At 49.2% G+C, this 23,184-nt stretch carries 23 protein-coding genes; 13 read left to right on the forward strand and 10 right to left on the reverse strand.

Going from position 1 to position 23,184, the window contains the following annotated elements:
* Entirely contained in the window at window positions 1-186 is a 186-nt protein-coding gene (locus tag IE094_RS01080) for a hypothetical protein (RefSeq protein WP_189638724.1), read from the reverse strand.
* Window positions 183-719: a hypoxanthine phosphoribosyltransferase gene (gene hpt, locus IE094_RS01085; protein WP_189638725.1), complete on the reverse strand. Its 537-nt coding sequence runs from the start codon at window positions 717-719 to the stop codon at window positions 183-185. Before hpt ends, IE094_RS01080 begins: the two co-directional genes overlap by 4 nt.
* 89 nt (window positions 720-808) lie before the next feature.
* Here hpt and IE094_RS01090 point away from each other — a divergent pair, with 89 nt between their 5' ends.
* A complete protein-coding gene (locus IE094_RS01090; protein WP_189638726.1) occupies window positions 809-1,252 on the forward strand; it encodes a type II toxin-antitoxin system RatA family toxin in 444 nt (147 codons plus the stop codon).
* A 49-nt stretch (window positions 1,253-1,301) separates the two neighbouring features.
* On the opposite strand, the gene IE094_RS01095 is transcribed toward IE094_RS01090, so the two are convergent.
* The 5 genes from IE094_RS01095 to ispD all read right to left on the reverse strand — a co-directional run bounded on the left by IE094_RS01095 (window position 1,302) and on the right by ispD (window position 4,779).
* Window positions 1,302-2,483: an ammonium transporter gene (locus IE094_RS01095; protein ID WP_189638727.1), complete on the reverse strand. Its 1,182-nt coding sequence runs from the start codon at window positions 2,481-2,483 to the stop codon at window positions 1,302-1,304.
* A gap of 173 nt (window positions 2,484-2,656) precedes the next feature.
* Entirely contained in the window at window positions 2,657-3,145 is a 489-nt protein-coding gene (locus tag IE094_RS01100; RefSeq protein ID WP_189638728.1) for a CinA family protein, read from the reverse strand.
* Complete coding sequence (locus IE094_RS01105; protein ID WP_189638729.1) at window positions 3,145-3,636, reverse strand: phosphatidylglycerophosphatase A family protein; 492 nt, start codon at window positions 3,634-3,636, stop codon at window positions 3,145-3,147. Before IE094_RS01105 ends, IE094_RS01100 begins: the two co-directional genes overlap by 1 nt.
* On the reverse strand, window positions 3,633-4,115 hold the full coding sequence (gene ispF / locus IE094_RS15615) for a 2-C-methyl-D-erythritol 2,4-cyclodiphosphate synthase (protein ID WP_308429181.1): 483 nt from the start codon (window positions 4,113-4,115) through the stop codon (window positions 3,633-3,635). Before ispF ends, IE094_RS01105 begins: the two co-directional genes overlap by 4 nt.
* Before the next feature lies 1 nt (window position 4,116).
* A complete protein-coding gene (gene ispD, locus IE094_RS15620) occupies window positions 4,117-4,779 on the reverse strand; it encodes a 2-C-methyl-D-erythritol 4-phosphate cytidylyltransferase (RefSeq protein WP_189638730.1) in 663 nt (220 codons plus the stop codon).
* Window positions 4,780-4,905: 126 nt separating this feature from the next.
* Here ispD and dusB point away from each other — a divergent pair, with 126 nt between their 5' ends.
* From dusB to hflX, 9 genes are all read left to right on the forward strand, one after another.
* A complete protein-coding gene (dusB, locus tag IE094_RS01120) occupies window positions 4,906-5,889 on the forward strand; it encodes a tRNA dihydrouridine synthase DusB (RefSeq protein ID WP_189638731.1) in 984 nt (327 codons plus the stop codon).
* Window positions 5,886-6,965, forward strand: a complete 1,080-nt coding sequence (locus tag IE094_RS01125) for a two-component system sensor histidine kinase NtrB (RefSeq protein ID WP_189638732.1) — start codon at window positions 5,886-5,888, stop codon at window positions 6,963-6,965. Before dusB ends, IE094_RS01125 begins: the two co-directional genes overlap by 4 nt.
* Window positions 6,965-8,362: a sigma 54-interacting transcriptional regulator gene (locus IE094_RS01130; RefSeq protein ID WP_189638733.1), complete on the forward strand. Its 1,398-nt coding sequence runs from the start codon at window positions 6,965-6,967 to the stop codon at window positions 8,360-8,362. Before IE094_RS01125 ends, IE094_RS01130 begins: the two co-directional genes overlap by 1 nt.
* Window positions 8,363-8,472: 110 nt before the next feature.
* Entirely contained in the window at window positions 8,473-10,671 is a 2,199-nt protein-coding gene (locus tag IE094_RS01135) for a sensor histidine kinase NtrY-like (RefSeq protein ID WP_189638734.1), read from the forward strand.
* 15 nt (window positions 10,672-10,686) lie between these two features.
* Entirely contained in the window at window positions 10,687-12,099 is a 1,413-nt protein-coding gene (ntrX, locus tag IE094_RS01140) for a nitrogen assimilation response regulator NtrX (protein WP_189638735.1), read from the forward strand.
* Between the two features lie 80 nt (window positions 12,100-12,179).
* A complete protein-coding gene (trkA, locus tag IE094_RS01145) occupies window positions 12,180-13,556 on the forward strand; it encodes a Trk system potassium transporter TrkA (RefSeq protein ID WP_189638736.1) in 1,377 nt (458 codons plus the stop codon).
* A 3-nt stretch (window positions 13,557-13,559) separates the two neighbouring features.
* Entirely contained in the window at window positions 13,560-15,068 is a 1,509-nt protein-coding gene (locus tag IE094_RS01150) for a TrkH family potassium uptake protein (RefSeq protein ID WP_189638737.1), read from the forward strand.
* A 142-nt stretch (window positions 15,069-15,210) separates the two neighbouring features.
* A complete protein-coding gene (gene hfq / locus IE094_RS01155) occupies window positions 15,211-15,453 on the forward strand; it encodes an RNA chaperone Hfq (RefSeq protein WP_099593408.1) in 243 nt (80 codons plus the stop codon).
* Between the two features lie 11 nt (window positions 15,454-15,464).
* Window positions 15,465-16,721: a GTPase HflX gene (gene hflX / locus IE094_RS01160; protein WP_189638738.1), complete on the forward strand. Its 1,257-nt coding sequence runs from the start codon at window positions 15,465-15,467 to the stop codon at window positions 16,719-16,721.
* On the opposite strand, the gene IE094_RS01165 is transcribed toward hflX, so the two are convergent.
* A complete protein-coding gene (locus tag IE094_RS01165; protein WP_189638739.1) occupies window positions 16,718-19,183 on the reverse strand; it encodes a penicillin acylase family protein in 2,466 nt (821 codons plus the stop codon). The genes hflX and IE094_RS01165 overlap by 4 nt on opposite strands.
* Before the next feature lie 79 nt (window positions 19,184-19,262).
* Between IE094_RS01165 and IE094_RS01170 the strand changes: the two genes are divergently transcribed.
* Both IE094_RS01170 and rpe read left to right on the forward strand, forming a co-directional pair.
* Window positions 19,263-20,132 carry an NAD(P)-dependent oxidoreductase gene (locus IE094_RS01170; protein WP_189638740.1) on the forward strand — a complete coding sequence of 290 codons (870 nt, stop codon included), beginning with the start codon at window positions 19,263-19,265 and terminating at the stop codon, window positions 20,130-20,132.
* A 4-nt stretch (window positions 20,133-20,136) separates the two neighbouring features.
* The gene (gene rpe / locus IE094_RS01175; RefSeq protein ID WP_189638741.1) at window positions 20,137-20,820 is read left to right on the forward strand and encodes a ribulose-phosphate 3-epimerase; all 684 of its coding nucleotides are present in this window, start codon (window positions 20,137-20,139) and stop codon (window positions 20,818-20,820) included.
* A gap of 39 nt (window positions 20,821-20,859) precedes the next feature.
* Here the strand turns inward: rpe and IE094_RS01180 are convergent, their stop codons facing one another.
* Together IE094_RS01180 and hemB are read right to left on the reverse strand one after the other, a co-directional pair.
* Window positions 20,860-21,414, reverse strand: a complete 555-nt coding sequence (locus tag IE094_RS01180) for a lipid-binding SYLF domain-containing protein (RefSeq protein ID WP_189638742.1) — start codon at window positions 21,412-21,414, stop codon at window positions 20,860-20,862.
* A 124-nt stretch (window positions 21,415-21,538) separates the two neighbouring features.
* A complete protein-coding gene (hemB, locus tag IE094_RS01185) occupies window positions 21,539-22,546 on the reverse strand; it encodes a porphobilinogen synthase (RefSeq protein WP_189638743.1) in 1,008 nt (335 codons plus the stop codon).
* A gap of 123 nt (window positions 22,547-22,669) precedes the next feature.
* On the opposite strand from hemB, the gene IE094_RS01190 reads away from it, so the two are divergent.
* Window positions 22,670-23,179, forward strand: coding sequence for a hypothetical protein (locus IE094_RS01190; RefSeq protein WP_099593396.1), 510 nt, complete (start codon window positions 22,670-22,672; stop codon window positions 23,177-23,179).
* The last annotated feature ends 5 nt before the right edge of the window (window positions 23,180-23,184 follow it).

The following is a 23,184-nucleotide window of genomic DNA, read 5'->3' on the forward strand; positions in this document are numbered from 1 at the left end:
TTACAAACGCGGCATACGTCCACGCAGGTTATTGTTCACATTCAACGCATCGGGCCAGCCGAAAAAATGTTCAAACAATGCGATGGCAACACAGATCAAAATCACCGCGAAAACCAATTTCACACGTTTCCACGATGGTGGCCGCTGTGCCCATCGTTTTGCACGCATCAACCAATGAATGTTCACTTGAACACAACCTTGCCGATATGATCCAAATTGCGATTTCGTTGTGCATAATCAATGCCATAACCAACCACGAATTCATCGGGGATTTCGAAGCCGATCCATTTTGCGGTCACGTCTACCTCGCGCCGTGCGGGTTTATCGAGAAGTGCGCAAACCTCCAATCGGGCAGGGTTACGTGATTTCAACAGGTTTAACACATGGTGCAATGTGTGCCCCGTATCAACGATATCTTCGACCAACAGGATATCCTTGCCTTCAATTTCGCCGCGCAGGTCTTTTAAAATCCGCACCTCGCGCGATGATTCCGTGTTGTTCCCATATGACGAGGTTTCCAAAAAATCGACCTCACAGGGTAAATCCAATTCGCGTGCCAGATCGGCGATGAACACGAATGATCCACGCAACAGGCCGATCACGATCAATTTGTCGGTATCCGCAAAATGTTTGGAAATTTCCGCGGCCAATGATTCCACGCGCGCGGCAATGGATTTGGCGGAAATCATGGGTTCAACTTGGTAATTATCGTGGTTCATTCTGGTTCCTCTTGCCCCATCCTAGCAAATTGTTCACCCGCGACAAGTTTAAGCGTGACCTCTGTCATCTTCCTGATAAAAGAGGCGCCATGCCGACCCATGCCGAAAAACGAGTGATGCCATATACGCCACAACAGATGTATGATCTGATTGCGGATGTAAACGCGTATCCTGAATTTTTGCCTTGGTGTTCAGCGGCGCGTATTCGCAAACGCATAGAACAGGGTTCCACAACAATTCTTGACGCCGATCTGGTGATTTCATTCAAAGTGTTTCGCGAACGTTTCGGGAGCCGTGTCACATTAAACCCAGATGATATGCAGATAGATGTGGAATATTTGGATGGGCCGTTCAAATATTTGAATAACCATTGGAAATTTAGCGACCATCCCGACGGGTGCGAGGTGGATTTTTTCGTTGATTTCGAATTCAAATCCAAAATCCTGCAAGGGTTAATAGGCGTTGTATTCAACGAAGCGATGCAGCGCATTGTGGGCGCGTTCGAAACCCGTGCAAAAAACCTTTATTCATAAATAAGCCGCCCCCGAAGGGACGGCCAAATGCACCTTCATAGTAAATTTATTATGACGCGTGATCGTATGCGCGTTCACCATGTGACGCTAGATCAAGTCCTGTGATCTCGTCCTCTTCGCTCACACGAATTGGGAAGACCAGCGCAACCAGCTTCACCAAAACGAATGTCACAACCAGTGTGAATACGCCAACGACAACCAGCCCACCTAATTGTGCGGTCCAGCTTGCGTGACCAAACAGTGCCAGCATGATGATGCCAAACATGCCGCCAATTCCGTGCACGGCAAAGACGTCTAATGTGTCGTCAATGTTCAACCATTCTTTAATGACCCAGCACATTTCTTGGCACATGATACCAGCGATACCACCGATGATTAACGCTTCGATCGGGCCGACAGAACCTGATGCGGGTGTGATTGATGCAAGCCCTGCAATTGTCCCTGTAACCATGCCAACCAAGGATGCTTTGCCATATTTGATGCGTTCCCATGCAGCCCATGTCAGCGATGCAGTTGCCGCTGACAAATGTGTCACCGTCAATGCCATCGCCGCACCACCATCCGCAGCCAGTTGTGATCCACCGTTAAAGCCGAACCAACCAACCCACAACATACCAGCGCCCAACATCACGAAACCTGGATTATGTGGGGGTACGTTTTTCTTGCGACGACCACCCAAAACCACTGCAATCACCAGCGCGGCCAGACCCGCGGTTTCGTGCACCACGATACCACCGGCAAAATCATTCACAGCGTCCGCGAATAATGCGCCTTCGCCGCCTGCGAGCAATCCGCCACCCCAGATCCAATGCACAACAGGCGCATAGCAGAGCAACATCCAAAGCCCCGAAAATGTCATCACAAACCCAAAGCTGATCCGTTCAACATATGCGCCAACAATCAGGGCAGGGGTGATAATCGCAAATGTCATTTGAAACGCGAAAAACAGGATTTCAGGGATCGTGCCAGACAGGCTATCCGCACCAACACCGTTCAAAAATGCCTTGCCCAAGCCACCCCAATACGCATTGCCATCGCCAAACGCGATTGTATATCCAAACGCTAGCCAAAGAACCGACATCAAACATGCAATTGCGAAACATTGCATAAAGACGCTGAGCACATTTCGCGCCCGCACCAAACCGCCGTAAAACAACGCCAACCCTGGTAGGGTCATAAACAGAACCAGCGCCGTTGCGACGATAATCCATGCAGTATCTGCACCATTCATAAGAACATTTCCCTTAGTTTTTTCGTTGCTAGGGTCTATGCCACGAATTTGTGCAGGATCAAGCCGCAGGTTGCCTAACCTACGGTCATTTCGCCAATTTAATGTGCAGTCGCCGTTTTGTGTATAATAAATATGCAAATAATGGGGTGGAAGCCTAAAAATCCATCAGTTGGTTATCTTTGCTTTGCATCATTTATTTGCGCAAATAACAACGCCAACGCGTGTTCAACCGTTTTTTGGCGCACATTTGCGCGCCCAATCGCACCAAATTCTACGGTTTCAAGCCGTGGCTCTTTGCCTGTGCGCACTATCCCAAAACAAACACGACCTTCGGGTTTGTGTTCTGAACCACCGGGGCCCGCGATGCCCGTAACGGATACGGCAAGGTTTGCATCAGAATGCTTTAATGCACCCAGACACATTTCACGCGCGACCTGCTCGGATACGGCGCCAAATTTTTGCAACGTATGGCTGCTGACACCCAGCATCTGTTGCTTGGCGTCATTGGTATAGGTAACGAACCCACGATCAAACATATCGGATGATCCTGCAACGTCGGTTAACGCCGCGCTGATCATGCCTGCGGTACAACTCTCTGCCGTGGCGATGGTGACGCCTGCGTTTCGAGCGGCTGTTAATAGTTGTTCTGCCATATCTGACATTAAAACATATCCTGAATGCGAAACAGGGCGACGATACAGATCGCGGCCATGATTCCCGCCAACACATCATCCATCATCACACCAAATGCGGTGTCTTTGTTGTCGGCCCAGCTCACGGGGAATGGTTTTGCGATATCAAACAAGCGAAACAATGCAAATGCGATCAGGCTGTAAATCAACAATTCACCATGTGAAAACGGAAAATCCGGGTGATAAGACGCGGCAAAGCTGACAGGGATTAACGCGATCCATTGGCCCGCGACCTCGTCAATGACGATTTCTGACGGGTCGTGATCATCCTTGCCCTTGGTTTCCATGGCGGTTGCCCACCAGCCAATGAAAAATACGATTATCGCGGCGATACCTAGCCACCACCATTGGCCCAGCATGTGTAAGATATACGCAAATGGCAATGCTGCCAGTGATCCAAATGTGCCAGGCGCGCGCGGTGCCAACCCTGAATAAAACCATGTTGCAATACAGCGTGTCATTGTTTGATTACCGTTGCTGTTGCCAATGCGGCAATACCCTCGTTGCGGCCCGTAAATCCCAACTTTTCCGATGTGGTTGCCTTGATCGAAACACGATCCAGATCAATGCCCAAAATATCCGCGATGTTGTTGCGCATAGCGGGGGCGTGTGGGGTGATTTTTGGTGTTTCACAGATGATGGTGCAATCGATATTGCTGATTTGGAAACCGTGTTCGCGCACAACATTCACGGCCTTGCGCAAGAATATATCAGAACTGGCACCTTTCCATTGTGGATCAGTTGGTGGGAACCAGCGCCCGATGTCACCCTGCGCTACGGCACCAAACAGTGCATCTGTTATCGCGTGCATGGAAACATCTGCATCCGAATGCCCAATCATCGCGTGATTATGCGGAATTTTGATCCCATTTAGGATCACATGATCACCCGCGCCAAGCGCGTGTACGTCAAATCCGTTGCCTGTGCGTATATCGATCACGTCATTCCCTCAGTAATTTTTCCGCCAGTGCAAAATCACCAGCATGTGTTATCTTAATGTTCCGCTCTGATCCAAGCACAACCGTAACATCTATGCCAGCACGCCGTGCGATGGCCACATCGTCATCGGCGGGTTTATCGGTGGCGCGATGTGCCGCCAATATTTCGGCTGTGTTGAATGCTTGGGGTGTTTGTGCACGCCAGAACGTATCGCGGGGTTGTGCGGATTGCGCTCGCCCGTCGCTGACCGCCCAAATCGCATCGGTGATGGGAAGGGCGCAAAATGCAGCACCCGAAATAAGCATCTGATCTATTACGCGCGACAATGCATCAATTGGCAATAAGGGACGCGCACCATCATGGATCAACACATATTCGCAGGTAATTGATTCTAGCCCGATACGCACCGTATCGCTGCGGGTGGTGCCACCGATGATATGCCCCATGAACCGTGCATCATCAATATTTCGTGTAGCTTCAGTGAATAATTCGAGATCATCGCGGTGTATCGCAACCCAAATTTCGCGAATATCGGTATTGGCCAAAAGATTTGTAATTGTATGATAAATAACGGTTCTATCGCCCAATGCATGATATTGCTTGGGTGTTTCACCGCCCGCGCGGGTGCCTCGGCCAGCGGCCACGATAAGTGCTGCAATCGACATGATATTGCTTATAGCGGGGTATTTTGTTGTGGCAATGCGCGATTTCGCTGGCATTGCAGATATAATTATTGCACTGCACAAATTTAGTGATTGCGCTAACGCAAAATAAATGCACATATATTAATCATGGCTTCTATTCTGATTGGAAAACAGGCAATCGCGCCGCCCGTACTTTTATCGCCTTTAGCAGGTATTACCGACTTACCTTATCGTAATTTGGTAAAATCTTTTGGTGCGGGATTGGTCGTGTCTGAAATGGTGGCAAGCCAAGAAATGGTACAGGAACGCGCTTCTGTTCGCGCTCGCGCTGAACTTGGGTTCGATGTAGAGGGTACATCGGTTCAAATCGCGGGTCGCAATGCGCATTGGATGGCGGAATGCGCCAAGATTTGTGCAGGCAATGGCGCGAAAATCATTGATATTAATATGGGCTGTCCTGCGAAAAAGGTGACACAGGGGTATTCTGGCAGCGCGTTGATGAAGGAACCCGAATTTGCATTAACGCTGATTGATGCGGTTGTTCGCGCAGTGGATGTTCCCGTGACCCTGAAAATGCGATTGGGTTGGGATGACGAAAGCCACAACGCGCCACAAATCGCCGCTTGGGCACAGGGCGTTGGGGTGCGGATGATTACAATACACGGGCGCACGCGCCAACAGTTTTACAAAGGTCACGCCAATTGGAACGCCATTCGCGCGGTCAAGGATGCGGTTGAAATCCCCGTTATTGCAAATGGCGATATCGTTGATGCCACAACCGCGCGCAGCGCATTATCGCAATCAGGTGCCGATGGCATCATGATCGGGAGGGGCAGTTATGGAAAACCATGGGTGTTGGCGCAAATCGCATCCGAAATATATGGCGCTGATGCGCCCGTTATTCCACGTGGTCAGGATTTGGTTGATATGATTTTGGATCATTACAATGCCATGCTCGATTTTTACGGCGAGAGTCTTGGCAACCGCGTCGCACGTAAACATCTGGGCTGGTACATGGACGATATGAACTTGTCGCCTGAAATGCGCAAACGCGTGTTAACCCAAAAAGATGTCAACGAAACAAAACGTTTAATCGCAGATTTTCCAGAGTTTATTCAGGTGGCCGCATGACCGATATTTCGCTTGAACAAATATGGGAAACACTACCATTTCCAGCCTTCGTGGTTGGGCGTGATAATTTGATCGAACGGGGCAATCCTGCCTCCGAACAATTGGCGCAAACATCTGTAAAACAGATGCTGGGCAAACCGTTATCGCGGTATTTTGGCATAAATTCGATTGTAATTGAAACCATCCGACAGGCGCATGAACAAACATCATCATTCACGCAATATGGCGTTGATGTTGCCACGGCGGAACGCAGCGTTTTACCCTGTAATTTGCATGTGCATTTTCTGGATGTTGATTTGGGCAAAATCTTGTTGATTATCCAACCAACGGGGGTTGCGCAAAAGATGAGCCAATCTTTGGGTCATATGACCGCCGCACGTTCCGTAAGCGCAATGGCAGCAACTTTGGCGCATGAAATTCGCAACCCGCTGGCGGGTATCATTGGGGCGTCACAGCTTTTGGCGATGAATACGGATGCCGAGGATACCAAACTGGCCGAAATGATCGGGCTGGAGGCAAAACGCATTGGTAAATTGGTGGATCGCGTGGAACACTTTGGTGATCAACGCCCCATTGGACGCGCTTCGGTGAATATCCATGATGTGCTGGATCGTGCGGCGGCGTCTGCAGCGGCGGGATATGGTGCCCATGTAACCTTTGACAAAAACTTTGATCCATCATTGCCCGATGCGGCTGGGGATTCTGATTTATTGTTGCAGGTGTTTCAAAACCTGATCAAAAATGCGGTTGAATCCGTGGATGATCGCGGCGGTATTATCAAGCTGCGCACATCATATAACTCGGGCGTGAAATTTGCCGTGTCAGGACATAAAACCGAAAATCTGCCGTTGCAAATTGAAGTGACTGATAACGGCAAGGGTATCCCAGACAGTTTAATCAAAGAAATTTTTGAACCTTTCGTGTCAAGCAAGGTGAATGGCACGGGACTTGGCCTTTCGTTAGTTTCGAAAATCATCGGGAGCCACGGCGGTTTAATTGAATGTAGCAGCAGCGAGGGGCGCACCACGTTTATTGTGCGTCTGCCGATCTGGAAAAAACAAAAGGAAACGGTGTAATGGACGGAACAGTATTGGTTGCAGACGACGATCGCACCATTCGTACGGTGCTGACACAGGCGTTAACGCGTGCGGGTTGTAAGGTACGCTCAACAGGCAGCGTGAACACATTGTGGCGCTGGGTGGAGGAAGGCGAGGGCGATGCCATCGTATCCGATGTGATGTTACCTGATGGGAATGGCTTGGAATTATTGCCATCCATCAAACGCAAACGCCCAGACTTGCCAGTGATCGTGATTTCGGCGCAAAATACGGTGATGACTGCGATCAAAGCATCGGAATCTGGTGCCTATGATTATCTGCCAAAACCCTTTGATTTAAAAGAGTTACTGTCCAAAGTTAACAAAGCATTGTCACAGGGTGGGCCATCAGATCTACGCAACACATTGGATGTGTCAAAGGGGCAAGATTTACCCTTGATCGGGAGCGCGCCAGCCATGCAAGAGGTTTACCGTCTGCTCGCGCGGGTGTTGAACACAGATTTAAGCGTGATGATTTCAGGCGAAAGCGGTGCAGGCAAAAGCCTGCTTGCCCGAAGCCTGCATGAATTGGGGCACCGCAACAAAGAAGATTACGTTGTGATCAACGCGCCAACCCTGACCGCGGATAAGATCGAGGGCATATTGTTGGGGGGGCGCGAAGACCAAGGCGTTGATGCTGCATTACAAGGCGCGACGATTTATCTTGATGAAATCGCTGAAATGACCGCAGATTCACAGGTGCATTTGTTGGAAATGCTGCGATCTGATGCGGTAAAGGCGAAAAACTTCCGCTTTATTTCATCAACGCGGCGCATTTTATCCGATTTGGTCAACGAAGGCAGCTTTCGCGAGGATCTGTTTTACCGCCTGAACGTTGTGCCTATTGCTCTGCCGCCATTGCGCGATCGTTTGGGGGATATTGCAGAGCTGACGCATCATTTCTTGCAACAGGCGGCAACAACTGGATTGCCCAGCAAAACCATATCGGCCAAAGCATTGGAACATATGCGCAGCGCGTTATGGACAGGGAACGTTCGCGAACTGGAAAATTTCGTCAACCGTATGGTGATTATGGCGCCAGAGGATGAAATTTCAGGAACATTTGTATCTGAATCCCTGCAAACCATGCCGCGCATGAAACCTGAAAATGATAACCTGTCCGGCGAAAAGCTGTCCACCGCAGTTGAAGCACATATCAAACGCTATTTCGATCTGCACGGTGATGCATTACCGCCACCGGGCATGTATAATCGTATCTTGCGAGAGGTCGAATTGCCCCTGATTGCGCTTTCGCTCGCCGCAACACGCGGAAATCAGATAAAAACAGCCGAGTTACTGGGCATAAATCGCAATACTTTGCGAAAAAAGATATCAGACCTCGATATTGTCGTGACACGCAGTAAGAAAATGATGTAAAAGCGCCACAGGTACTGAGGTAAAAACGGAACGGTTACTCAATGAGGCAGTTCCCACTGATAAGATTGAGCAACAAGCTCAACAGGTGGCGTAAACTTTCCAGTGTGCGAATGACATTCGCATGGGGGCTGTTGGCGCTTGGCCCACTTCTCATCATTTTAACAATTGTCGCGCTGCGTTCTATCGCCGATGCGGTTGGCTCGCCGATTATGCGCGGGATCATTTTTGCCGATTTTATTTACGGTATCATTATCGTATCCTTGGTGATTACCAGCATCGCGCGGGTTTATATCGCGCGCAAACGTAATTCCGCAGGTTCACAATTGCATATGCGCCTAAGCGGTGTTTTTGCGATCATTGCGTTGATCCCAACCGTGTTGGTCGCGTTGTTCGCGGCATTAATTATCAACGCTGGGTTAGAGGGATGGTTTTCAAACCGTGTGCGCGATGTGGTTGGATCATCCTTGGCCGCTGCCCAGGCATACGAAACTGAACAACGCCAAGATTTGCAAGAAGACGTGGCATTGTTGGCGCGATCATTAAATGAACTAAAGCGCCGCCAACCTTTTCTAGAAGACAGCGAATTGCGCGTTGCATTGACACAGCTTCAAACCAGCGTTCAGCGCGGTTTAAAAGAGGCATATGTTATCGATGGTGGTTCCGAGCTTCGCGCGCGGGGTGAACAAAGCTATCTGTTTGGTTTTGAAGAACCAAAACAAGAAAACCTTGATGCGGCAATCGCGGGCAAAACCGTTGTGATCGAAGATTGGTCAAACGATGAATTTCGCGCACTCGTCCGATTGGAAAACTTTGCCGACAGATTTTTATATGTATCACGCGAAGTGGATGGCGAAATTTTAAGCCTGCTTGATGATACCAAAGAAACCGTGCAATTTTACAATCAAATGGAAAGCGAACGTGACCGCTTGTTATTTGATTTCAGCCTGATTTATCTGGCCTTTGCCGCAATCATTACACTGTCTGCCATTTGGATCGGTTTGATTTTCGCCGAACGTTTGGCGCGCCCTGTTGGGCGGTTGGCAGGGGCTGCGCAACGATTGGGGCGGGGTGATTTTGATGTTCGCGTGGTCGAAGAACGCGGCGACGATGAAATCGCGGTGCTTAGCCGTGTGTTCAACACCATGACGTCACAGGTGAAAAAACAACGCGATGATCTGATCACGGCCAATGTGGAAACCGAACGGCGCCGTCGTTTGTTCGATGGCGTGTTATCCAGTGTCACCGCAGGGGTGATTGGCCTGTCCCAAGACGGGCGCATCCGTGTGATGAACAGTGCCGCCGAGCGGTTGTTAAACCTTGATCTGAAACGCGATATGGATCGCGAAATCGACGATGCAATCCCTGAATTTTCGGAATTGTTTCACGAGGTAGAGGACAAAACAGTTTCATCCAAACAACGCCAGATCAGCCTGACACGTGCTGGCACATCTGAAATTTTGTTGGTGCGCATGGCAGAACGGCGCGAAGAGGGCGGCGAATTGGAAGGTTACGTTGTGACCTTTGATGATGTGTCCGATTTGGTGTCTGCACAACGTATGGCCGCATGGGGTGATGTGGCACGCCGCATTGCACATGAAATCAAAAATCCGCTGACGCCCATTCAATTATCTGCCGAACGATTGGCACGCAAATTTGGCCCGATGTTGGGCGATCATTCGGATGACTTGAAACAATATACAGATGTTATTGTGCGTCAAACCAACGACTTGCGCCGTATTGTTGATGAGTTTTCAAAATTTGCGCGTATGCCAGAACCCGACAAACGCACTCACGATTTAACCGCATTGGTCAAAGATGCTGTTGTGTTGCAAAAGGCGGCATTAACAGATGTTCATATCTCAATGTCAAATCGTGCTGGGACAATTTCATTGGATATCGACGATACAATGATCCGCCAAGCGTTGACAAACTTGATAAAGAACGCAGGCGAAGCCATTGATGCATATCAAGAAAATAGTGTTGAAGACGGGTTCGAGCCCAAGATTAAAGTCGCCATGCAGATGCTTGACGACGCTGTTGAAATTACAATTGCTGACAATGGCATTGGCCTGCCAGCAGAAAATCGATCACGCCTTTTCGAACCCTACGTCACCCATCGTGACGAGGGTACGGGGCTTGGCCTGTCGATCGTGAAAAAGATTATCGAGGAACACGGTGGAACCCTCGAATTGACAGACGCCCAAAAATTTAAGGGGTGTCGTCACACGGGCGCATTAGCGCGCATCATTTTGCCACTTGGCAGTAATTCCACGCATAATAATCAAAAAGCAGACGCAAAAGTCGCATAGAAAAGGGTAGTAGGAATGTCAGATATATTGATTGTAGACGATGAAAAAGATATCCGCGAATTGGTTTCGGATATCCTAATCGATGAAGGATACAGCACCCGATTGGCCGCTGAATCAGACGAAACATTTCGTCAAATCAACGCGGAACCACCCGCGCTGATCATCTTGGATATTTGGTTGAAAAACAGCAAGTTGGATGGGATTGATATCCTTAAAACCGTGCGCCGTGATAACCCTGATATTCCTGTGGTGATTATTTCGGGACATGGCAATATTGAAATTGCCGTCGCTGCGATCAAACAGGGTGCATATGATTTTATCGAAAAGCCATTCAATATTGATCAATTGATGGTGGTGATTTCACGAGCAATGGAAACATCGCGCCTGCGCCGCGAAAATGCACAGCTAAAGGTAACAGGATTTACGTCCACAACTATGATTGGGGATTCAGCGGCATTCAAGGTGCTGACCGCGAATTTGGACAAGGTCACAACATCAAACGCACGTGTTATGTTAACTGGTCCATCGGGTGCTGGTAAAGAAGTTGCCGCGCGTTATATTCATGCAAATTCAGATCGTGCCGCAGGCCCGTTTATTTCCGTAAACTCTGCATCAATAGAACCAGAACGGATGGAAGAGGTTCTGTTTGGTCGTGAATCTAGCGATCGCGGCTATGAACCTGGCCTGTTGGAACAGGCACATGGTGGCATACTTTATTTCGACGAAATTGCCGATATGCCCTTGGGGACGCAATCCAAAATACTTCATGTATTATTGGAACAACAATTCACCCGTGTTGGCGGCAAGGACAAGGTGCGCGTCGATATCCGCGTCTTGTCATCCACAAACCGCGATCTACTGGCCGAAATTGATGCTGGAAATTTCCGTGAAGAATTATACCACCGTTTGAACGTTGTCCCGATCGAAGTGCCATCACTTGAAAATCGTCGCGATGATATTCCGGCAATCGCTCGTCATTTTGTGGATGAATTGAACAAAGAACAAGGTCTGACAAAACGCGAGATCAGCAACGAGGCCTGCGCCGTTTTGCAGATGCAACCTTGGCCAGGTAACATTCGCCAATTGCGCAATGTGATCGAACGGATTTTGATTCTTGGGCCAAATTCCGGGCCGATTATGCCCGATGAGCTGCCAAATGCAGAGCATGTTCAACAGGATGATAGTCTTGGGCTTACGAGTAATTTCGCCAGTCTGTCGTTGCGTGATGCGCGTGAAATGTTTGAACGTGAATATCTGATGGTTCAAATCAATCGTTTTGGTGGGAATATTTCCAAAACCGCTACATTTGTTGGCATGGAACGATCCGCACTGCACCGCAAATTGAAAACCTTGAACGTTGTAACAACCAATAAATCGGGCGCTCGTGTGGCCGAATTAGAAGCGGTTGCAACAGGTACGGATGGGTAATCTGGCATTGACGCGCTCGTTCAATTGGCACAAATTGCGCCGATGGACGGTGCGCCGTTCGATGAATTAGGAGACCAAGAATGAAGGTCATCATTTGTGGCGCCGGCCAGGTTGGCTGGCAAATTGCGCGCCATTTATCATCGGAAAAAAACGATGTTACCGTTGTGGACAATAACGCCGAATTGGTGGCGCGAGCAACGGATACGTTGGATGTCAGTGGCATCGCAGGTAACGCCAGTTATCCCGATGTATTAACGCGGGCAGGGGCAAGAGATGCGGATATGATTATCGCCGCCACGTTTTCGGACGAGGTGAACATGGTAACCTGTCAGGTGGCCCATTCGGTGTTTAAGATACCGCGCAAAATTGCACGTCTGCGAAGCCAATCTTATCTGGATGTGATTTATTCCGATTTATATCAACGCGATCACATGCCCATTGATGTGGTGATTTCACCCGAACGCGAGGTCGCCGAACAGGCGCTACGCCAACTGGCATCGCCATCCACATTTGATACTGAACCGTTTTTAGGTGGTGACGCGGAATTGATCGGTTTGGTGCTAGAAGAAAACTGTGCGGTATTGAACACGCCATTGAAACAATTGTCGGAATTGTTTTCCACGTTGCGCGCAACGGTGGTTGGCATTCGACGCAAGGGCGTGTTGAGCGTGCCAAGTTCCGCTGATGAACTTTATGCTGGGGATCAGATATATCTGTGTACGCATTCCGATGATATGGCGCGTTGTTTGGAAATTTTTGGCAAAACCAATGCCAAACAAGAACGCGTTTTGATTATTGGTGGTGGCAACGTGGGATTAAGCGTGGCGCAGCGCTTGGAACAAAGCACGGCAAGAATCCACGTTAAAATGATCGAGGCCAATCGCGCCTGCGCCGAACGCGCCGCCGATGAATTGGAACGCACGATTGTATTGCACGGTGATGGTTTGGATATGGAATTGCTGGAAGAGGCAAATATATCAAACACTGATGCGGTTTTGGCTGTAACGGATGATGATAAAACCAATTTGTTGGCCGCCGCGCGGGCGAAATCCATGGGATGCCCGATGGCTGTGTCATTGGTGAATGATCCAACTCTTTCTAATTTGATGAAACCGTTGAATATTGATGCGTTTATCAACCCACGTGCCACAACGGTGTCATCAATCTTGCGCCATATCCGCCATGGACGTGTGCGCGCTGTTTATTCCATTGGCGACGCAGAGGCCGAGGTCATCGAGGCACAAATTCTGTCCAGTTCCCCCATCGCAGGGCGCGACATTCGCGATATCGAATGGCCAGAAGGTGCGATTATTGGCGCAATCAAAAAGGGCGACAAGGTTTTGCGCCCCATTGGTGGCACCAAAGTGGAAGAGGGCGATGTTGTTGTGATCTTTACTCTTGCCTCGGATGTGCCAGAGGTTGAACGCCTGTTCCAAGTGAACATTGATTTTTTCTAAGAAATGATCGCGCTTCGAAATCAACCGTTGTTTGTGGTGATGATGGCAATCACCGCGGCATCTATGATGGTGCCCGTATTGTTTGCGGCGCGACTGGAACAATGGTTGTTTGCGCGCACGTTTTTGTATCACAGCATTGTTTTGATGTTGATCACCGCATTGATGGCCATTGCCATGTCCAATCGCGACCTCAGCAATCGCAGCGCAAACCGTTTGATGGATATTCTAGCGGGTTTCATTCTGATGCCGTTTTTCATGGCTATGCCGCTGTCATTTTTGATGCCTCAAATCGGATTTTTTGCGGCCTATTTTGAAATGGTCAGCAGCTTTACCACCACGGGGGCATCTGTTTTCATGCCCAATCAGGCCGTACCTGATGTGATCCATCTGTGGCGCGCATTGGTTGCGTGGATGGGTGGGTTTTTGATGCTGGTGGTGGCGATCGCAATTTTCAAACCCGTGAACCTTGGCGGGTTCGAGGTTTACACCAGCAGCAAAGACGGCGTGTTATTGAACCAAACGATCAAACGCGCAGCGTTGCGCGACCGTCTGATCCGATATTCTGCGGTGATTTTCCCCCTATATACCTTGCTGACGGCGGTCTTGGCGTTGTTGTTGATCCTCAGCGGGGATCGCATGTTGGTTGCTGTCATACATGCCATGTCGACCTTATCCACCAGTGGGATTTCACCCGTTGGCGGGCTAAGCGGTTCTGCGGCTGGCTACATTGGCGAAGTATTTATTTTTGGTTTTTTCATTTATGGCATCACGCGTCATTTGTTTTTTGTTGATCGCAATGAATCGGCGATAAAACTTGTGAAACGCGACAAAGAATTGAACATGGCGCTTTATCTGGTGGTTATTATCCCAGCCGTGTTATTTTTTCGCCACTGGCTCGCGGCGAGCGAGGTGAACCAAGGAAATGAATTTTACCATGCTATATCCGCGCTTTGGGGCAGCATGTTTACCGTTTTGTCATTCCTGACAACCACAGGATTTGAAAGTAACGGATGGACCGCTGCGCGCGATTGGTCGGGGTTGGGTACCACGGGGTTAATTTTGATGGCGGTTGCGGTCATGGGTGGGGGCATTGCCACCACTGCGGGTGGGGTGAAATTGTTACGTGTTTATGCGCTTTATAAACACGGGCTTCGTGAAATGCAGCGGCTCTCCTATCCTCATTCTGTTGGTGGTTCAGGCAGCCGTGCGCGAAATATTCGCCGCGAAGGTGCATATGCCGCGTGGATATTTTTCATGCTTTTCTTGGTGTCCATTGCGGTGGGAATGTTATGCTTGTCGTTGATGGGCATAAATTTCGAAGATAGTTTGATTTTATCCATCAGCGCATTATCAAACACGGGGCCATTATTGGCCGCCGCCAGCGACAATGGCGTCACCTATGGCGCGATATCGAGCGCGGGTAAGGGGATTTTATGCGCGTTAATGATCCTTGGGCGATTGGAAGCGCTGGCCGTTATCGCCATCCTGAACCCTAATTATTGGCGAAAATAACACATATTTAAGTTCTATCATGCAAGGGGCTAGGTGTTTTTTATAGAATATCGTAGTAAAAGTCTGCAAAACTGCCCGCAACAATAACAAAAACCCGCTAAGTCTGCTCTTGGTAGGGTAAAAACGAAGAAGGCTAGGAATAATGGCTGCCGATAAAGCAAATCTTCAGGATGCGTTCCTGAACCATGTCCGCAAGACAAAAACATCCGTAACAATTTTTCTGATTAATGGTGTGAAACTGCAAGGTGCAATCACTTGGTTTGACAATTTTTGTGTGTTATTGCGCCGTGATGGTCAATCACAATTGGTGTATAAACATGCAATTTCTACGATTATGCCCGCAGAACCTGTGGTTCTGTATGATGGTGAATCAACGAGTGAGTAATCAGTTTTAGGATGCGCGTTAGCGTCATTCACCCCGATATCGCCAATATCGGCGCACGCCGCTTGCCCAAGAATAGCTTGGACGAGGCAATTGCGCTGACCTCTGCTTTGCCTGACCTTGAAATCGAACACAGCGCCGTTGTGACCTTGAAAAAGGCACAGGCGGGTTTGTTGTTTGGTACGGGTAAGGTCGCAGAGCTAAAACAGATATTCCATGATATGGAAATCGGTTTGGTGATTATTGATGGCCCATTATCACCCATTCAACAGCGTAACCTTGAAAAAGAATGGGGTGTAAAGGTGTTGGATCGCACGGGTCTGATCCTTGAAATCTTTGGCGATCGTGCGCAAACCCGCGAGGGTGTGTTACAGGTTGATCTGGCTGCGCTGAACTATCAAAAATCACGTCTGGTGCGAAGCTGGACCCACCTGGAACGCCAACGTGGTGGTTTGTCGTTTATCGGTGGTTCTGGTGAAACCCAGATTGAATCCGACCGTCGTGCCATTGATGATGCGATTGTGCGCCTGAAGCGCCAGTTGGAAAAGGTTGTGAAAACACGCAGCCTTCACCGCGCCGCACGTGCCAAGGTGCCATATCCAATTGTTGCATTGGTGGGGTACACCAACGCAGGTAAATCGACCCTGTTTAATCACATGACAGGGGCCAAGGTTATGGCCAAGGATATGTTATTCGCAACGCTTGATCCCACCATGCGCGTGATTGAATTGCCAAATGGACGCGAGGTGATCCTATCGGACACGGTTGGGTTCATTTCAGAATTGCCAACGCAATTGGTTGCAGCGTTTCGTGCCACGTTAGAAGAGGTGTTGGACGCCGATTTAATCGTGCATGTACGTGACATCGCGCATCCTGAAACCGTGACACAAAAAATGGATGTGATGGAAATTTTGGGTGATCTGGGCATCACCGATACGGCACTGGAAAATGTGGTCGAGGTGTGGAATAAATCCGATTTGTTGGACGAACGAGCGCTTGAAACCCAAACAAACCAAGCGGTGCGCACCGATAAAATCGAATTGATTTCCGCGCTAACGGGGGCAGGTATCCCTGATTTGTTGGATACGATAGAGGATTCATTGCTTGATCCTGTCACAACGGAAACAATCAAGCTTGGCTTTGCCGAAGGAAAACGTCGTGCGTGGTTATTTGCGCAAAACGTCGTCGATGGTGAAGAACCAACCGATTACGGGTTTGAAATCACCGTCACATGGACAGCGCGGCAAGCCGCAACATTTGATACGGTTTAAGGTTTATCGCTTGGTGTTAACACCATAACACCGTCTGAACCACTTCGTGCCAATTCAGGATCAAGCGTCATCGGAATATATTCGCCGCGGCGCCAAAGCTGCGCCAGATCATCGTAATGGCGCGACAGAAAATGCCCCGATTGCCCCGTTGAAATGATATAAAGCGAGCTTTCCGGATCTGCAAAATCAACAAGTGCACGAAACCCAGCCGCATGAACATTGGCATAGGGTTCCGCACCTTTGCCAGCCGTTCGGGCACGCAACAACGTATTGTCACCACCAGGTGTGTCTTGGCGGATATTCACAAACCAGCTCAGCAATGGAATATTGCCCAACACCTGATGATCGTGCTTTGCCTGATGTGCCTGACCCCAGCGCCAGCTATCGATGCTGCTGCCATATTGTTCGGTAAGCTCCAGCAATGCCGCGTCCAGTGCAATTCTCGCAATATCAACACAGGTTTCAATTTCGCTGGATGGCAGGATATCGCACCATTTTGATGCACCATCGATATCGCGAAATACGCGTTCGATAAACACCGGCTGTACCTTGTAAAATTCCTTGCTCAGCGGGCCAAGATCATCGGCAATCAGACGTTGTTGCAAATTGCGTAACCACGCCGTGTAAATCAACGGTTCTGGCACATGTTGATCCATTTCACCGTTCCAGCTTGATAACAATTCCAACGCGATTTGGCGTTGGCGCTCCACTGTGCCACTGGCGGCGGGTTCGCCCTTGAACCATAATTCGCGGCCAATCAGCGCGAGCAGTGATCGCGCCGTGTATGATACGGGGTCAAGCTGTGCTTCCATGAAACTGTCACGCGTATGCACCTTGCGTGCGTTCAACAGCTTTGTCAGACGTTTGATACGTTGTGTATCGCCCCAGTTATGGCCGACATGTTTGGGGAATTTTTCATCTGTGATTTTGTTGTTGGTATTCGCGACAACGCCGCTGGCGGGATTGATGCTATTTGGGTTTTCGCTAAATGGAAAATCACCCTGCCAACGATTTTGGGGCAACCATCCTTGTGATGGAATACGCCCAAGGCTTGCGTGGCTAGGGTCGCGTTTTGGCATACGCCCAACCACTTGCAACGCCACACTGTTTTTATCCGCAAGGATCAAGTTTTGACCCGGCGCATGATGCATTGAAACTGCGTCACGTGCGGCCGCAATCGATTTGGATCGCATCAGGCGAATACCCGCAGAAACCGATTGATCCTGTTCACGCAACGCCGTCCAATTGATGCTGGTCACATGGCCAATCGGGGTGATTGCGCCCAAGTCAAAGCTCTCTGATGGAATGACTGGACCATTTTCCGTCCAGCGCATATCAATGGTTTTGCCCAGTTGATCCTTAATATCAATGATCACGCGTTTTTTGATAAACGGCTTATATCCATTAGGGGTCAGGTATTCATCGCTATTGGCGGGGTTAAGTTTTTCCACGTAAACATCCAGATCGTCCAGATATGTTGTGGTCAGCCCCCATGCCAAATCATCGCTGCGCCCTGATACGATAAAGGGTAGGCCTGGAATGGTTGCACCAATCACACCGCCATCGGAAAATTCCATCCGCGCCAACATCCAGATGCTGGGCGCTGATAATCCCAAATGGGGATCGGTGGCCAGCAATGGTGCCTTTCGCGCAGCGCGTGATCCATCCGCCGCCCATGCGTTTGAAGCACCTGCAAATTCGCGGGGTTTAACAGGATGCAGCGCATGTTGCGTGGGCTGTGGCGAAAATGAGCGGGGCGGGTTTTCAAACAGGCTGGCATATTCAGGCAAGGCCATCACCGCATCATTGGGTGAATCTGGCATCAAATCACGCATGCGTTCATTGCCAACGGTTAACGCGGCCTTCGCACGTAATATTTCATCTTGCAGGTTATTGCTGATTTGCAATGCCATCACACGCATGACCGCCAAACTATCGGTCGGGGTCCATGGTGCAATCTGGGGTGAAAACAAAAACAGCTCTGGCGCACCGCGCCCCAATGCATCGGCTTGCACAACCTTTAGCCACGCATTCACGCCTTCAGAATATGATTTCAAGGCGGTCTTTGTTTCATCCGTTTGATGCTGAAATGATGCACTTGATAGGTTGTAGATATCCAAGCGGCGAACAAATTCATCAACGCTCAGGGTTTGATCACCCAAAATTTCAGATAACCGCCCTTGGGCAGTGCGACGCAAAATTAACATCTGCCACAATCGGTCTTGGGCGTGGGAAAACCCAAGCCCGTAATAAACGTCTTGGTCATTTTGCGCAAAAATATGCGGAACACTGTGATTATCGCGCACGATTTCAATCGGGCCGCTCAGACCATCAACCGTAAAATTCTGGTTAAAATCAGGAATGGAGCGCGATGCAAAATAATATGCAATTGCCATCGCGCCAAGTCCAAGAACGCACAACAACAGAAATAACCGCGTTAACCATTTAAAAGTAACTGCCATTAACCGACCTTCGTATTGACGCAAACTGATTAGCAGTCCATTCATAAGCTGACAATGAGATTAAGGGAACAGGTGATTTATGGCAAAAGTGGCTTTCTTGGGTTTGGGTGTAATGGGCTATCCAATGGCGGGGCATTTGGCCGCCGATGGGCATGATGTGACGGTTTATAACCGCACCACAGCCAAGGCCGAAAAATGGGTTGGTGAACACGGGGGCAGCGTGGCAAAAACACCAGCCGCTGCCGCCGTTGGTCAAGACATCGTATTTGCCTGTGTCGGCAATGACGATGATTTGCGCCAGCTGACAACGGGTGATGATGGCGCGTTTTCAACAATGAAATCAGGTGCGGTATTCGTAGATCACACAACCGCATCTGCAAACATCGCACGTGAATTGGCAGATGTCGCATCAAGTGCGGGTTTTTCATTTATCGATGCCCCGGTATCGGGCGGCCAAGCAGGTGCTGAAAACGGAGTTTTGACCGTGATGTGTGGTGGCGATGCGGATGCATATGCACGCGTTGAACCCGTAATCATGTGTTTTGCACAGGCATCACGCCTGATGGGGGGCGCAGGCGCAGGGCAATTGACCAAGATGGTCAATCAAATTTGCATCGCGGGTTTGGTGCAAGGATTATCAGAAGGCATCAATTTCGCACAACAAGCAGGGCTTGACGCCAAGGCGGTTGTTGATGTGATTTCAAAAGGTGCTGCCGGGTCATGGCAAATGGCCAATCGTGGGCACACGATGGTGGATGACAAATTTGATTTTGGCTTTGCCGTTGATTGGATGCGCAAGGATCTGGGCATTTGTATCGAAGAGGCAGGGCGAAATGGCGCAGATATCTCTGTGGCGAAAACTGTTGATGGCTATTATGAAGAGGTTCAGAAAATGGGCGGTGGGCGCTGGGATACTTCCAGCCTGATCCGCCGGTTGAACAAAGGATAATATCATGCCCGTCACTTTCGATCCAAAACGCGAGTTGAAAATCGCACCATCTATTCTGTCTGCTGATTTTGCCCGCCTTGGTGAAGAAATTCGCGATGTCGAGGCACAGGGTGCGGATTGGATTCACGTTGATCCGATGGATGGGCATTTTGTACCCAACCTGACAATCGGCCCAAACGTTGTCGCCGCAATTCGCCCGCATGTGAAAACGGTGATGGATGTGCACCTGATGATTTCACCCGCCGATACATATATCGAAGCATTCGCAAATGCTGGCAGTGATATTTTAACGGTTCATGCGGAGGCAGGGCCGCATCTGGATCGCACATTACAAGCCATTCGTGGTTTTGGCTGCAAGGCGGGGGTTGCGTTGAACATTACAACGCCGTTGTCGGTGATTGAATATTGTCTTGATAAAATCGATCTGATCTTGGTGATGACAATCAACCCAGGTTTTGGCGGCCAAAAATTCACCCACAGTGTGGTGGACAAGGTCGCCGCAGCACGCAAAATGATTGGTGATCGCCCTATTTGGTTAGAGGTCGATGGTGGTGTTGATCCAACAACCGCGCCATTATGCTGGGCGGCGGGATCAGACGTGATGGTGGCAGGTTCTGCTGTGTTCAGGGGTGGCACACCAGAAGATTACGGCAAGAATATCGCCGCAATCAAAAACGCATGTAAATAACTAAATCAATGCGTTAGCTATCAAAGCTAACGCAATTTATTAACGGATGATCCGCGAATATTTGGAACCTTCAAGGGTGACACCCGCGTGCAACCCTTTTTGACCAAACACAACACCGTAAACTTCGTCTTTGTATGTGTTGCTGTCGACGGCCGCGTTTTCCGCATTATCAATCAAGGTGTATTCCAGATCCGCGCCAATGGTCCAACCATTGCGTGAACGGAATTTCGCCAAACGATCGTGGCTCATGAAAAACAGAACGGTGGACAGTTTTTGCACACCGATTTGCAAACCAAATGATGCGCTTGTCACGGAATAATAATCCACAGGCGCGCCGCCGATCAACAATGATCCTTCGCCATATGATCCACCGTAAATCAAACCAGCCTTACCAACGATAGGCATCACCAAAATGCCAGCGGCTTTTTGTTCTAAATCAGCGGTAAATGGTAGTTTGCCACGCATTTCACGTAATGCTTCTTGGCTGCGGCGGTCAATTTTAAACCGTTCTGTGCTGCCTGTGCCTGTTGAACACGCGCCCAATGTGGCCGTGCCCGCGCCAAGGAAAAATCCCCGCCTAGTCCAATCTTTCATGGAATGCTCCTGTAACTGCTATGCCTCTTGTTTCGATCTTTTGTCGAAATCAAGTTTATCTTAACTGTTATTTCTTTGATTGTCTTGGTTTTTCGCACAATCGCGCAAAAAACCGCTGATTTTGTCAAAGAATGGGTTCGGCCAGTTTTTTGGCAATTTCCAGCGCGTGATACGTCAATATGCCAGAACAACCCGCACGTTTAAACGCAAGCAATGCCTCCATGATCGCCTTGTCACGATCAATCCAACCATTTTGTGCCGCGGCCTCGATCATCGCGTATTCACCGGACACCTGATACGCATATGTCGGCGCACCCGTTTCATTTGCAACACGCTGGCACAAATCCAAGTAGGGCATACCAGGTTTCACCATCACCATATCCGCTCCCTCGGCGATATCACGCATGGCCATGCGCAAGGCTTCGTCTGAATTGGCAGGGTTTAATTGATATGTTGCCTTGTCACCCTTTAATGCACCAGATGCGCCAACGGCATCACGAAACGGGCCATAAAAAGCGGATGCGTATTTCGCGGAATAGGCCATGATCGCCACGTTTTGATATTCATGCTGTTCCAATGCTTGTCGGATCATCCCAACGCGTCCATCCATCATATCTGATGGGCCAAGGATATCTGCGCCTGCTTCTGCGTGGGAAAGCGCTTGTTTTTCCAACACAAACAAGGTTTCGTCGTTTAATACCACGCCGTCGCGCACCAATCCGTCATGACCATCGGAATTATATGGATCAAGGGCAACATCCAACATGATCCCAATGTCTGGCACGTTTTGTTTGATCGCACGTGTTGCACGGTTCACAAGATTGTCAGGATTAAATGCCTCGGCGCAATCTGGCGTTTTCAATGCATCGGGCGTGTTAGGAAATAATGCAATCGCAGGGATTTCCAAATTCGCGGCTTCATTGGCTGCGATCACTGCGCGATCAATGCTCATGCGCGAAACGCCGGGCATAGATTCTATTGGTTCTTCAACGTCTTGGCCGTCACAAATGAATATCGGCCAGATCAAATCAGCGGCGGTTAATGTGTTTTCCGAAACCAATCGGCGCATCCATTCCGTTTGGCGGAGGCGGCGCGGGCGAGACATTGGGAAATGTGCGGCTGGCGTGATCATTTTGTATCCTTGCTTGATATCTTGAACTCGTGCCTAAATTTTGCCCGACATTCAAGTGAAAAGCCATTAGACAATTGTTTCACAACCACGCAATATGCGTGCAACAACCCAAGATTGAGAAGAATGACCGAAGATTTTTTACAAATTCTAGAACTGAAAAGTTTCTTTAACATTTGGTATTGGCTGTTTTTGGCGTTCATTTGGTCACGCGCCACATATTTCACATTGGGTGTCCCACTGCATGACGCACGGCTTGGGCATGAACGCGAGGGCGTTTATATGCATGATTTCGAAGAATTGATGCGCATCAACACGGGCCACACGGTGGAAGCATTCGATCAATATGGCGTTGCGGTCATGGCTGTGATCGCATTTTTGCTTGCATCTGCGGCAACGCTTGGGTTTGGGTTTCGAATGGAAATCATGCAGGCGATATTTTTGTTAATGGCGCCACTCACAGGTGCAACATTGTTTTCGGTGCGCTTTGCCTATCGCATTCAAGCAGAAAAAATCACCGGACAGTCTCTATATACTGCGTATGTTGTTCACCGTCGTATTAAACAGATTTTTGGCATGTTGAGCATGATCGTAACATCCGTTTGGGCGGGTATTCGGATATTTTATTTTAGTTAATTGGT

The sequence above is a fragment of the Paramylibacter ulvae genome (assembly GCF_014652655.1).
GTDB classification, from domain to species: domain Bacteria; phylum Pseudomonadota; class Alphaproteobacteria; order Rhodobacterales; family Rhodobacteraceae; genus Amylibacter; species Amylibacter ulvae.

Coding starts and splice junctions, on each gene's coding strand:
- hpt (WP_189638725.1), bottom strand. CDS start 719: ATGAACCACGATAATTACCAAGTTGAACCCATGATTTCCGCCAAATCC.
- IE094_RS01090 (WP_189638726.1), top strand. CDS start 809: ATGCCGACCCATGCCGAAAAACGAGTGATGCCATATACGCCACAACAG.
- IE094_RS01095 (WP_189638727.1), bottom strand. CDS start 2,483: ATGAATGGTGCAGATACTGCATGGATTATCGTCGCAACGGCGCTGGTT.
- IE094_RS01100 (WP_189638728.1), bottom strand. CDS start 3,145: ATGTCAGATATGGCAGAACAACTATTAACAGCCGCTCGAAACGCAGGC.
- IE094_RS01105 (WP_189638729.1), bottom strand. CDS start 3,636: ATGACACGCTGTATTGCAACATGGTTTTATTCAGGGTTGGCACCGCGC.
- ispD (WP_189638730.1), bottom strand. CDS start 4,779: ATGTCGATTGCAGCACTTATCGTGGCCGCTGGCCGAGGCACCCGCGCG.
- dusB (WP_189638731.1), top strand. CDS start 4,906: ATGGCTTCTATTCTGATTGGAAAACAGGCAATCGCGCCGCCCGTACTT.
- IE094_RS01125 (WP_189638732.1), top strand. CDS start 5,886: ATGACCGATATTTCGCTTGAACAAATATGGGAAACACTACCATTTCCA.
- IE094_RS01130 (WP_189638733.1), top strand. CDS start 6,965: ATGGACGGAACAGTATTGGTTGCAGACGACGATCGCACCATTCGTACG.
- IE094_RS01135 (WP_189638734.1), top strand. CDS start 8,473: ATGACATTCGCATGGGGGCTGTTGGCGCTTGGCCCACTTCTCATCATT.
- ntrX (WP_189638735.1), top strand. CDS start 10,687: ATGTCAGATATATTGATTGTAGACGATGAAAAAGATATCCGCGAATTG.
- trkA (WP_189638736.1), top strand. CDS start 12,180: ATGAAGGTCATCATTTGTGGCGCCGGCCAGGTTGGCTGGCAAATTGCG.
- IE094_RS01150 (WP_189638737.1), top strand. CDS start 13,560: ATGATCGCGCTTCGAAATCAACCGTTGTTTGTGGTGATGATGGCAATC.
- hfq (WP_099593408.1), top strand. CDS start 15,211: ATGGCTGCCGATAAAGCAAATCTTCAGGATGCGTTCCTGAACCATGTC.
- hflX (WP_189638738.1), top strand. CDS start 15,465: ATGCGCGTTAGCGTCATTCACCCCGATATCGCCAATATCGGCGCACGC.
- IE094_RS01165 (WP_189638739.1), bottom strand. CDS start 19,183: ATGGCAGTTACTTTTAAATGGTTAACGCGGTTATTTCTGTTGTTGTGC.
- IE094_RS01170 (WP_189638740.1), top strand. CDS start 19,263: ATGGCAAAAGTGGCTTTCTTGGGTTTGGGTGTAATGGGCTATCCAATG.
- rpe (WP_189638741.1), top strand. CDS start 20,137: ATGCCCGTCACTTTCGATCCAAAACGCGAGTTGAAAATCGCACCATCT.
- IE094_RS01180 (WP_189638742.1), bottom strand. CDS start 21,414: ATGAAAGATTGGACTAGGCGGGGATTTTTCCTTGGCGCGGGCACGGCC.
- hemB (WP_189638743.1), bottom strand. CDS start 22,546: ATGATCACGCCAGCCGCACATTTCCCAATGTCTCGCCCGCGCCGCCTC.
- IE094_RS01190 (WP_099593396.1), top strand. CDS start 22,670: ATGACCGAAGATTTTTTACAAATTCTAGAACTGAAAAGTTTCTTTAAC.